At 71.9% G+C, this 10737-nt stretch carries 11 protein-coding genes and 1 pseudogene; 4 read left to right on the plus strand and 8 right to left on the minus strand.

What is annotated here, in order from left to right; all coding sequences use genetic code 11:
* Window positions 1-196: 196 nt before the first annotated feature.
* Window positions 197-439 (minus strand): annotated as a pseudogene (locus AC5P09_RS38950) (peptidase dimerization domain-containing protein); the annotation flags it as partial.
* 122 nt (window positions 440-561) lie between these two features.
* Between AC5P09_RS38950 and AC5P09_RS38955 the strand changes: the two are divergent.
* Window positions 562-2577: an NADPH-dependent 2,4-dienoyl-CoA reductase gene (locus AC5P09_RS38955; protein WP_493878425.1), complete on the plus strand. Its 2016-nt coding sequence runs from the start codon at window positions 562-564 to the stop codon at window positions 2575-2577.
* 32 nt (window positions 2578-2609) lie between these two features.
* Window positions 2610-3161, plus strand: coding sequence for a PadR family transcriptional regulator (locus tag AC5P09_RS38960; protein ID WP_493878426.1), 552 nt, complete (start codon window positions 2610-2612; stop codon window positions 3159-3161).
* Here AC5P09_RS38960 and AC5P09_RS38965 read toward each other — a convergent pair.
* Both AC5P09_RS38965 and AC5P09_RS38970 read right to left on the minus strand, forming a co-directional pair.
* Complete coding sequence (locus AC5P09_RS38965) at window positions 3158-3691, minus strand: hypothetical protein (protein WP_307672762.1); 534 nt, start codon at window positions 3689-3691, stop codon at window positions 3158-3160. The genes AC5P09_RS38960 and AC5P09_RS38965 overlap by 4 nt on opposite strands.
* A gap of 170 nt (window positions 3692-3861) precedes the next feature.
* Window positions 3862-4866, minus strand: a complete 1005-nt coding sequence (locus tag AC5P09_RS38970; RefSeq protein ID WP_493878427.1) for a fibronectin type III domain-containing protein — start codon at window positions 4864-4866, stop codon at window positions 3862-3864.
* Window positions 4867-5266: 400 nt separating this feature from the next.
* Here AC5P09_RS38970 and AC5P09_RS38975 point away from each other — a divergent pair, with 400 nt between their 5' ends.
* Window positions 5267-5989: a glycoside hydrolase family 75 protein gene (locus AC5P09_RS38975; RefSeq protein ID WP_493878428.1), complete on the plus strand. Its 723-nt coding sequence runs from the start codon at window positions 5267-5269 to the stop codon at window positions 5987-5989.
* 224 nt (window positions 5990-6213) lie between these two features.
* On the opposite strand, the gene AC5P09_RS38980 is transcribed toward AC5P09_RS38975, so the two are convergent.
* Window positions 6214-6975, minus strand: a complete 762-nt coding sequence (locus tag AC5P09_RS38980; protein ID WP_493878429.1) for an SDR family NAD(P)-dependent oxidoreductase — start codon at window positions 6973-6975, stop codon at window positions 6214-6216.
* Between the two features lie 134 nt (window positions 6976-7109).
* On the opposite strand from AC5P09_RS38980, the gene AC5P09_RS38985 reads away from it, so the two are divergent.
* Complete coding sequence (locus AC5P09_RS38985) at window positions 7110-7748, plus strand: TetR/AcrR family transcriptional regulator (protein ID WP_493878430.1); 639 nt, start codon at window positions 7110-7112, stop codon at window positions 7746-7748.
* Between the two features lie 15 nt (window positions 7749-7763).
* On the opposite strand, the gene AC5P09_RS38990 is transcribed toward AC5P09_RS38985, so the two are convergent.
* From AC5P09_RS38990 to AC5P09_RS39005, 4 genes are all read right to left on the minus strand, one after another.
* Window positions 7764-8174: a PTS-dependent dihydroxyacetone kinase phosphotransferase subunit DhaM gene (locus AC5P09_RS38990; protein ID WP_493878431.1), complete on the minus strand. Its 411-nt coding sequence runs from the start codon at window positions 8172-8174 to the stop codon at window positions 7764-7766.
* Window positions 8167-8766: a dihydroxyacetone kinase subunit DhaL gene (gene dhaL / locus AC5P09_RS38995; RefSeq protein WP_493878432.1), complete on the minus strand. Its 600-nt coding sequence runs from the start codon at window positions 8764-8766 to the stop codon at window positions 8167-8169. Before dhaL ends, AC5P09_RS38990 begins: the two co-directional genes overlap by 8 nt.
* 50 nt (window positions 8767-8816) lie before the next feature.
* Window positions 8817-9809 carry a dihydroxyacetone kinase subunit DhaK gene (dhaK, locus tag AC5P09_RS39000; RefSeq protein WP_307672755.1) on the minus strand — a complete coding sequence of 331 codons (993 nt, stop codon included), beginning with the start codon at window positions 9807-9809 and terminating at the stop codon, window positions 8817-8819.
* A 385-nt stretch (window positions 9810-10194) separates the two neighbouring features.
* The coding region (locus AC5P09_RS39005; RefSeq protein WP_493878433.1) for an IS6 family transposase at window positions 10195-10737 on the minus strand (543 nt) is incomplete at its 5' end.

Consider the following 10737-nt stretch of genomic DNA (forward strand, 5'->3'; position numbering starts at 1 on the left):
CCGTCTTCGCCCGCACGCGCAGTCCCTCCCGGGCGACGGCGTCGAGGAGCGCGGCGGCGGGCTGCTCGTCCCGGGCCAGACGGAACGGCGGCCACGCGGCCACCGGGGTGATCGCGGTCGGCCGCGGGGCAGGCCACCGCGCGTCCAACTCCGCCACGACGGTACGGACCAGGCCCTCGGCGGCCCGGGCGTCGAAGGCCGGAGTGGTGCGGATGTCGACGCCCACCTCGCACAGGTCGGGGACCACCGAGAAGCCCTGCCCGCCGTGGCAGGAGGTCACCGACAGCTTCGGCGGCAGCGGGAACGCGCCCTCCGCGCCCGGGAGTTCGGCCGCGTCGAGGAGACCCACGAGACGGTCCGCGCGGGACACCGCCCCTACCGTCGGCCGACTCGACCCCATCTCCCATGGGCCGACGCCAACCGGGCCGTCCTGGACCATACGACGGCCCGGCGGCGCCGAGCGTGGCAGGCATCACCTCTCTTGGTTATGCAACTAGTTGCATAAAGCGGTGGGGTCCTCTACAATAAGGGGGTACGACACCGCCGCGCACGGAGGGCCCGATGAGCCGTTACCCGCACCTGCTGACCCCGCTCGACCTGGGCTTCACCACGCTGCCCAACCGCGTCCTCATGGGCTCGATGCACGTCGGCCTCGAGGAGGCCGAGCGGGGCTTCGAGCGGATGGCGGAGTTCTACGCGACCCGGGCACGCGGGGGAGTGGGGCTGATCGTCACCGGGGGCATCGCCCCCAACGACGAGGGACGGCCGTACGAGGGCGGCGCGAAGCTCACCACCGACGCCGAAGCCGAACAGCACCGGGCCGTCACCGAGGCCGTGCACCGCGAGGGCGGCCGGATCGCCATGCAGATCCTGCACTTCGGCCGGTACGCCTACCACCGGGACCTCGTCGCCCCGAGCCCCCTCCAGGCGCCGATCAGCCCCTTCGTGCCGCGCGAGCTCACCGACGCCGACGTCGAGCGGACGATCGACGACTACGTGCGCGCCGCCCGCCTGGCCCGGCAGGCCGGGTACGACGGCGTGGAGATCATGGGCTCCGAGGGCTATCTGATCAACGAGTTCATCGCCGCGCAGACCAACCACCGCACCGACCGCTGGGGCGGCTCGTACGAGAACCGCATGCGTTTCCCCGTCGAGATCGTCCGGCGGGTGCGCGAGGCAGTCGGCGAGGACTTCGTGATCATCTACCGGCTGTCCATGCTGGACCTGGTCCCGGGCGGCTCGACCCTCGACGAGGTGATCACGCTCGCCAAGGCCGTCGAGGCCGCCGGGGCGACGATCATCAACACCGGCATCGGCTGGCACGAGGCCCGTATCCCCACCATCGCCACCTCGGTGCCGCGCGGCGCCTACACCTGGGTGACCAAGCGGCTCATGGGCGAGGTGTCCGTCCCGCTCGTCACCACCAACCGCATCAACACCCCGGAACTCGCTGAGGAGTTGCTGGCCTCCGGTTGCGCGGACATGGTGTCCATGGCCCGGCCGATGCTCGCCGACCCCGACTTCGTCGCCAAGGCCGCGGCCGGCCGCCCCGAGGCGATCAACACCTGCATCGGCTGCAACCAGGCCTGCCTCGACCACACCTTCAGCGGCCAGATCACCTCCTGCCTGGTCAATCCGCGCGCCTGTCACGAGACCGAGCTGGTCCTCTCCCCGACCCGGCTGCGCAAGCGGGTGGCCGTGGTGGGCGCAGGACCGGCGGGTCTCGCCTGTGCCGTCAGCGCGGCCGAGCGCGGCCACGAGGTGACCCTCCTCGACGCCGCGAGCGAGATCGGCGGCCAGCTCAACGTCGCCCGCAAGGTCCCCGGCAAGCAGGAGTTCGACGAGACCCTGCGCTACTTCCGCCACCAGCTCGACGCCCACGGTGTCGACGTACGGCTCAACACCTGGGCGGCCGCCGAGGACCTCGCCGACTACGACGAGGTCGTGGTCGCCACCGGCGTCACCCCGCGCACCCCCGACATCCCCGGCGTCGACCATCCGAGCGTCGTCGGCTACCTCGACGTCCTGCGCGACGGCGCCCCCGTCGGCGACCGCGTCGCGATCCTCGGCGCGGGCGGCATCGGCTTCGACGTCGCCGAGTTCCTCACCGACGGCGGCGACAAGGCGAGCGAGGACCCGGCGACGTACTTCCGCCAGTGGGGCGTCGACATGGACTACGCGGCCCCCGGCGGACTCGCGGCCCCCGAACGCCCCGCCCCGCCGCGCACCGTCCACCTCCTCCAGCGCAAGACCACCAAGGTCGGCGCCGGCCTCGGCAAGACCACCGGCTGGATCCACCGCACCGAACTCAAGCACCGCGGCGTCACCATGGTTCCCGGTGTGCGCTACGACCGGATCGACGACGCCGGCCTGCATGTCACCGTCGGTGACGCGAGCACGGTCCTGGAGGTCGACACCGTCGTGCTGTGCACGGGACAGGATCCGCGCCGCGACCTGTACGAGACACTGCTCGCCGAGGGCCGCAGCGTCCACCTCATCGGCGGTGCCGACCTCGCCGCCGAACTGGACGCCAAGCGGGCCATCAAGCAGGGCACCGAGCTGGCGGCGACACTGTAGGGGCCGTACGGCGGCCTCCCTAGGATGACTCCATGTCACTCCCGCACGCGATCCTCACCGCTCTGCTCGAAAAGCCGTCGTCGTCGGGCCTCGATCTGACCCGCAGGTTCGACCGGTCGATCGGCTACTTCTGGTCGGCGACGCATCAGCAGATCTATCGCGAGCTGGGAAAACTGGAGGCCGAGGGGCACATCCGGGCGCTGCCCGCCGAGCAGCCGACGCGCGGCCAGAAGAAGAGCTACGAGGTCCTGCCCGCGGGCCGCGCCGAACTCCGGCGCTGGACGGCCGCGGCGCAGGACCCCAAGCCGCACCGCGACGCGCTCCTGCTGCGCCTGCGGGCCGCGGCCGTCGTCGGCACCGCGGGCCTGGAGGCCGACCTGCGCCGCCATCTGGATCTGCACCGGCTGCAGTTGGCCGAGTACAAGGAGATCGAGAAGCGCGACTTCCCGCCCGGCAACGACAGCGCGCAGGCCAGGCTCCAGCACCTGGTCCTGCGCGCGGGCATCGAACTGGAGACCTTCTGGACGCAGTGGCTCACCGAGGCCCTGGAAGAGCTGCCCGTCCTCGAGGAAGGGCCCGGCTAGAGCCGGTACGGCTTCGAGCGGCGGCGCAGGAACCAGGCGGTGGCCAGGGCGCCCGCTCCCACCAGTGTCCCGCCCGCCACCAGGGTGAGCGTGCCGTAGTCCTTCGTGGTGCCGCCCATGCCGCCCATGACGCCGCGCGACGGCGAGGCCGTGGGGGAGACCGTGGGAGTGGACACGGGGGTCACGATGACCGACTGGGTGCCCGCCGTGGTGTTGTTCGCGCACTGGACGATGACGGTGTAGGTACCCGCGCTCACGCTCGACCAGGCCGCCGACTGGAGGTTGCTCGTCCCGGACAGCGCCACCTGGCGGCCCTGGGAGAAGTTCGCCTGACTGCTGTTCAGGAGCGAGGCGGTGCCCCAGCTGCCGTTGACCTGGGTGCAGGCGCTGGTCGTGACGGAGACCGTGGAGCCGGTGGTGCTCACGGAGATCCCCGAAACGGCGGCGGCCGGTGTGGCGGTCAGGGCGAGCGGCAGCGCGGCGGCTGCCACGGTCAGGCCGGAGCGGAGGAGTAGCTGAGTAGTGTGCATGGACCTGTCCTCCGGCGGCACGGTCGGCGGTACATCCCTTGCGCCGCCGAGGATCGGGGAAGGACCGTGCTGCCCTCAGGGGAAGCCAACGTGCACCCGGCGATTCCCGCATGCGGACGGCCCCCGTGCAGGTGACGGATTCCGTCGTCCGGGGGAAGCGGGAGCGGTCGTCAGGGCCGTTCCGGCTGCGGGCTCGCCCCCGTGGTCACCGTCCGCTCCGTCGAGAACCCGCCCCAGGTGCCGTCCGGCAGCTTCGCCCGGATCCGCACCCGGTGGGTGACCCCGGCGTCCCGTCCCAGGTAGAAGCTGTACGTCGCCCGGTCGCGCGGCGCGGTCCCGCCGAACACCAGCGAGGTGGCCGGGCGGCCGTCCAGGTGGACCTGGTACTCCGTGACCACCCCGTCCGTGCGCGGCGGAATCCAGGCGAGGTCGAGGTGGTACGCCCCGTCGGCGCGGTGGGTGCTCGCGCGGAAGCCGGTGGGAGCGGTGTCGCGTCCGTCGTCCGTGCCCGGAGTCGTGAGGCGGACGGGGCCGCCGGCCGGCGAGAGGTTGTCGGCCGTGTCCCTCGCCCGCACGGTGAAGGAGTAGCGGGTGCCCGGACGCAGCCCCGTGACCACGGCCGCCCTCTGGTCGCCGCCCACACTGTGGATCTTCGTGGCGCCCTGGTGGATGTCGTACGACGCCACGTCCCGGTCGTCCGTCGAGGCGTCCCAGGACAGCTGGACCGCCCGGCTTCCGGCCGTTCGGCCGCGCAGCCTGCCCGGCCGGGTCGGGGCCGAGTGGTCCGCCGCCACGGCCGCCGGAGTCTTCGCCCGTACCTCACGGCTGGGTGGCCCGAGGCGTCCCCCGGTGTCGCGTGCCCGCACGGTGAAGACGTACCTGGTGGACGGGCTGAGCCTGGTGACATCCACCATGTGCCGCGAACCCGGCACCTCCTCGACCTTGGTGGTGCCCCGATACACCTCGTAGGCGTCGATGTCGGCGGACACCGCGTTCCACATGACGTGCACGCTCGTCGCGCTCCCCGCGGTGGCGGTGACGCCCGTCGGCTTGGCGGGGAGCCGGCCGCTCTGGCCGTCGTCCGTCCCGCCCCCTCCGCAGGAGGCAATCAGAGTGAGCGCTCCGCAGAGCGCGAGGCGGCGGGGCAGGGAAGCGGGGACGGGAACGCGTCGCACGACTGCCTCCCTCAGGACCCGCGTCATATTGGTCCGGACCAATATGACGCGGGTGACGCGATCACATCAAGAGGGCGTTCCGTGGTGCCTGCCGGTCGAGGACCGTTGTCGGGGTATGGGGTCGGTGCCCGTCCGGGCTTTCGTATGCTGAATCCCTCGCGGCCGAACTCACCCGGACGAATGGGGAGTTCACGCCGCCGCGCGGGCCGCTGTCGTCGCTGATCCCGCGCCGGCGCGGGTGGCCGGGAGGCCGGAGTCCCTCACGGGCCCGGGCTCCCGCCCCCCGTCGGGAACCTGGGGACGTGTACCGTCCGGCCCTCCAGTGGTGGCCGCACGGTTGGTACCGCGCCAGATTGGGCTGGGAGTGCGTCACCTGTCCCCCAGGAGAGGGTCCCTTATCGTGCGTGCCCAGTCGCTGACCGTGGCCGCGGCAGGAGCCGCCCTGCTCGCCCCGACGACACCGCCCGGCATCACGCCGGTCGCCGCGTCCGCCGCCGGGCCTCAGGTCGTCCGGCAGGATTCGGTGCCGCGGCGCGTGGCCGACGTCCGTGCGGCCGACCTGCTGGCCAAGGCGCGTGACTGTGCCCCCGTATCCCGCGGGCGGTACCGCAACGACGACGGCGCGCCCGCGACGACCCCGGTCTGCGGCACCCGGGACGCCGTGTTCTGGAAGGCCGACCTGGACATCGACTGCGACGGCCGCCCCGGCCGCCGCTGCAACGACCGCACCGACCCGCTCTTCTCGGGCACCACGGCCTACCAGCAGTCCGACGGCCGCCAGTTGGACGCCGAACGCCTCCCGTACGTCGTCGTTCCCGGCCCGAGCCGCATCTGGGACCACGGCGACGACGGTGTGCTCGGCGGATCGGTGGCGGCCGTCGTCCACCGCGACCGGGTGCGGTACGCGGTCGTCGGCGACGTCGGCCCGCACGACCTCATCGGCGAGGCGTCCTACGCCACCGCCGAGGCCCTCGGCATCCGCCCCGACCCGCGCGGCGGCGGCACGGCCTCCGGCGTCACCTACATCGTCTTCAAGGACACGCGGGTGGCGCCCATCGAGGACCATGCGGCCGCCGTGATGGTCGGGGAGCGGCTGGCGAGGCAGTTCGTGCGGAGCCGGTGAACACCTGGCGTGGCAGGTGGTACGGGGCCGCGGAACGCCTGGCGTGGCAGGCGGTATGGGGTCGCTGAGCGCTTGGCGTGGCAGGTGGTACGGGGTCGCTGAGCGCCTGGCAAGGCCCTTCGGGCAGAGCCGCTGAGCGCGGCTGGCAGGGCAGTTGGTGCAGAGCCGCCGGGCTTGCCCGGCAAGGCCGTTGGTGCGAGCCGGTCGACGACGCCTGGCCTGCGTCAGACCGCCGACCAGCCGTCGTCGACCGGCAGGACCACGCCGTTGATGTTGCTCGCCGCGTCCGAGGCGAGGAACACGATGGCGGCGGCCTGCTCCTCGGGCTGGGCGACGCGGCCGACGTTGACGAAGTGCGGTCCGAGCGCCGCCGGGCCGTGCGCCTCCCGGTCGGCGTCCACGACGATGGAGGTGGCCGTACCGCCCGGGGCGATGGCGTTGGCCCGGATGCCCTGCTTGCGGTACATCACCGCGAGGTTCTTCGTCAGCCCCACCACCCCGTGCTTGGAGGCCGTGTACGCGGCGCCCGCCGCACTGCCGCGCAGTCCCGCCTCGGACGCGGTGTTCACGATGGCGCCCCTGCCCGCCTCGAGCATGTGCGGCAGCACCGCCCGCGTGAGCAGGAACGGCGCGGTGAGGTTGACCCGGATGACCCGCTCCCACTCCGCGTCGCTCACGTCCGCCGGCGCCGACATGCGGTCCATGATCCCGGCGTTGTTCACCAGGACGTCCACCCCGCCGAAGCGCTCCACGGCGGTCGCGGTCACCTGGTCGACGACGGCCTGCTCGCTCAGATCGCCGGTCACGGCGACAGCGGTCCCGCCCGCCTGCTCGATCTCCTTGACGACCGCCGCCGCGCCGTCGGCGTTGAGATCCGCCACCACCACGCGCGCACCCTCCGCGGCGAAGGCCAGGGCGGCCGCCCGACCGATGCCCGATCCCGCTCCCGTGACGATGACGCTGTGTCCGTCGAGTCCGCTGGCCATGAGGTGCTCCTGTCCGTGTCTCCGGAGGCGAGGTGCCCGGTATCCCCACACCTTACGACTTAATGTCCTTGAGTGACATAAACTCTTGATGGAGAATTCCGGGAGAATGATCGCCGCCCAGCCGGAGGAATTCGATGACCGCACTGCGCGGACGTACGGGACGACCGCCCCTCACCGAGGAGCGCAAGGCCGAGATCAGGCTGGAGATCGCCCGGGCCGCGGTCGACCTGTTTGTCGCCCAGGGCGTCACGGCGACCACCGGCGAGCAGATAGGACAGGCGGTCGGCGTCTCGGCACGGACCGTGTGGCGCTACTTCCCGAGCAAGGAGAGCTGCGTACGGCCGCTGTTCTCGGAGGGCATCGACGTGATCGCCGCCTGTCTGCGTGACTGGGCCCCGGGGCAGCCCCTGGGGCAGCTCTTCGACCGGACGCTCGCGAGAGGGCTCAGTGTCGTCGGCGGTCCCGACCGGGCCACCGTCGGCGCGCTGGTCCGGCTGACCCGCACCGAGCCGGGACTGCGCGCCGTCTGGCTCCAGACGTACGACGAGGCCGAGCCGGCGTTCGCCCGCGCCCTGGCCGACCGGGTCGGGCTGCCCGCCGAGGACCTGCGGCCGACGATCCGCGCGGCGATGTTCAACGCCGCCCTGCGCGCCGCCGTCGAGCACTACGCCTGGCGCAGCGCCGACGCGTCGCCCGACCGCGCGACGGCGGAGACCGAGCTGGAGGCAACCCTGCGCTCGGCCCTCGCCGTCGCGGCGGAAGGGGTCATCTAGCTGCCCGAGGGGGCGTCATACCTTTCGGTAGGAGTACGCCTCCACCGCCGCGGCCTCCACCGCCGCGAGGTCGGCTCCCGTCGCCGCCGTGACGACCGCGGCCACCGCCCCTTCGACGAACGGGGCGTCCACCAGGCGGGTGTTGCCCGGGAGTTCGTCGCCCTCGGCCAGCAGCGCCTTCACGGTGAGGACCGCGCTGCCGAGGTCGGTGAGGACGGCCACCCCGGCACCCCGGTCCACGGCGCCGGCCGCGGCGGCGATCAGCTCCGCGCTCGTGCCGAGCCCGCCGCCCTCGGTGCCGCCCGCCGACGCGACGGGCACCTCGGTGCCGCCGCCCGCCAGCCCCTTGGCCAGCTCGGCCACCGACTCGGCGACCGCCGCGCTGTGCGACACCAGGACGATCCCGACCAGCTTCCCGTCACTCACCGGCCGCCTCCACAAGTCCCGCGACGAGCAGCGACGCCGACGTGGCACCGGGATCCTGGTGCCCGATACTGCGCTCCCCGAGGTAACTCGCCCGGCCCTTGCGGGCCTGCAACGGCGTGGTCGCCAGGGCACCTTCCTCGGCGGCCGTCCGGGCCGCCGCGAAGCCGTCGCCTAGCGCGTCGAGGGCCGGCACCAGGGCATCGATCATGGTCTTGTCGCCGGGCGCGGCACCGCCGAGCGTCCTGACCGCGTCCACGCCCTCGCGCAACGCCGCGGCGAACTGCTCCTCACTGACCTCGCCGGCGTCCCCGAGCGACTTGCCGGTGCGGCGCAGCAACGTGCCGTAGAGCGGTCCCGACGCGCCGCCGACGGTCGAGATGAGCGTGCGACCGGCGAGCATGAGGACCGCACCCGGGGTGTCGGGCGCCTCCTTCTCCAGGGACGCGGTGACCGCGGTGAACCCGCGCTGCAGATTGCTGCCGTGATCGGCGTCTCCGATCGGCGAGTCGAGGGCGGTGAGCCGGTCCGCCTCGCGGTCGACCATGGCGGCGGTCGCCGTCATCCAACGGCGGAAGAAATCGGCGTCGAGCACTGGATCTCCTTGCGTGGTCGGTACGTTGTGACCCCTGAGCCGCGTCCTGCTCACACTCCCCAGCGCAGCCCCGCCGTCTTCACCGGCGCGTCCCACAGACGCAGCAGCTCCTCGTCGATCTGGCACAGGGTGACCGAGGCGCCGGCCATGTCGAGGGAGGTGACGTAGTTGCCGACCAGGGTGCGGGCGACGGCGACACCGCGCTCGGCGAGCACCCGATGCACCTCGGCGTTGAATCCGTACAACTCCAGCAGCGGGGTCGCGCCCATGCCGTTGACCAGGACGAGGACGGGATTGCGCGGGGTCATGTCGTCCAGGATCGCGCCGACCGCGAAGTCGGCGATCTCCCGCGAGGTCATCATCGCCCGCCGCTCCCGGCCGGGCTCGCCGTGGATGCCGATGCCCAACTCCAGCTCGCCCGGCGGCAGATCGAAGGTCGGGCTGCCCTTGGCCGGCGTGGTGACCGCGCTGAGCGCGACTCCGAAGCTGCGGGAGTTCTCGTTGACCTGCCGGGCCACCGCCTCCACCCGCTCCAAGGGCTGCCCCTCGTCGGCCGCCGCGCCCGCGATCTTCTCCACGAACAGCGTCGCACCCGTGCCGCGCCGCCCGGCCGTGTAGAGACTGTCGGTGACCGCCACGTCGTCGTCGACCAGCACCCTGGCGACCTGGATGCCCTCGTCCTCGGCGAGTTCGGCCGCCATGTCGAAGTTGAGCACGTCCCCCGTGTAGTTCTTCACGATGAACAGCACCCCCGCACCACTGTCCACGGCCGCCGCCGCCCGCACCATCTGATCCGGCACCGGCGAGGTGAACACCTCACCCGGGCAGGCCGCCGAGAGCATCCCGGGCCCCACGAACCCACCGTGCAGCGGCTCGTGCCCCGAACCCCCGCCGGAGACCAGGGCGACCTTCCCGGCCACGGGAGCGTCCCGCCGTACGATCACCCGGTTCTCGACATCGACGGTCAACTCGGGGTGGGCGACCGCCAGGCCACGCAGCGCATCGGTGACCACGGTCTCGGGGACGTTGATGAGCATCCTCATGGGTACCTCCTGGGGAGATTAGCAGATGAGTCTCTGGCCTGTGTCTTTGCTGGTCAGAGTGAGTTACGGCAGTTGTCGATCTTGGCGGTCCATGGCGGTCGGGGGCGGGCCCCGGCGGGGGTGATGCTGACTCAATGCTGACTTTGATGACGGGATGTCAGATGCGGTTGACGCACGGGTTGACAGTTCCAGATGCTTGCTCTCGGAAGTATCGACGCTGACCGGGCGCGGGGTCACGTGTGCGGACGCCAACGGGCGCGTGCGAGTCGCACCGCTGCGCCATGCGGCGATTCATCGAAGGGATCGGCGTTGTCACGTTGTTGTTGGGTGTGGGGGTGTCGGACGGTGTGCCGGGGCGTGGTGGAGTCGGGTTCGGGCTGGGTGCTCACGGCGCGGTGGGTAGGCCGGCGACGCCGGTGATCTGCTCCCAGATCGCGAAGCGGACGGTCATCTCGGCTCGGTAGTCGGGGGCGGTGAGCAGGTGGCGGTGGGGTCGGAAGTGGGGTGAGAGGCCGCTGAACGCGGACAGAAACCGTTGTGCTCCGCCCACGGAGCGGAAGCCTTTCATCGCGCGTTCGCGTTGCCCGGTGGGCTGGTGGCTGTTCTCCGCCCGGTTGTTGAGGTACTTCGACTGACGGTGCTCGACGGAGGACATGACCTCGCGGTGGGCCGCGCCGTAGGAGCGGAGCTTGTCGGTGATGAGCACCCGCGGCACCGTGCGGGTCTTCTTCAGGAGGCGGTGCAGGAAGCGCTTGGCCGCGGCCTTGTCCCGGCGGTCCTGCACGAGGATGTCCAGGACGTTGCCGTCTTGGTCGACAGCTCGCCACAGGTACTTCTGCTCCCCATTGATTTTGATGAAGACCTCGTCCAGGTGCTTCCCAATGCTGATGTCAAGCCGCGGCTGTGGCTGGGGGTGTGACCTGGTAGC

It is taken from the genome of Streptomyces sp. a15, from assembly GCF_059026085.1.

Bases quoted from the DNA above. Each gene is read 5' to 3' on its own strand.
- AC5P09_RS38955 (WP_493878425.1), top strand. From the start codon at position 562: ATGAGCCGTTACCCGCACCTGCTGACCCCGCTCGACCTGGGCTTCACC.
- AC5P09_RS38960 (WP_493878426.1), top strand. From the start codon at position 2,610: ATGTCACTCCCGCACGCGATCCTCACCGCTCTGCTCGAAAAGCCGTCG.
- AC5P09_RS38965 (WP_307672762.1), bottom strand. From the start codon at position 3,691: ATGCACACTACTCAGCTACTCCTCCGCTCCGGCCTGACCGTGGCAGCC.
- AC5P09_RS38980 (WP_493878429.1), bottom strand. From the start codon at position 6,975: ATGGCCAGCGGACTCGACGGACACAGCGTCATCGTCACGGGAGCGGGA.
- AC5P09_RS38985 (WP_493878430.1), top strand. From the start codon at position 7,110: ATGACCGCACTGCGCGGACGTACGGGACGACCGCCCCTCACCGAGGAG.
- dhaK (WP_307672755.1), bottom strand. From the start codon at position 9,809: ATGAGGATGCTCATCAACGTCCCCGAGACCGTGGTCACCGATGCGCTG.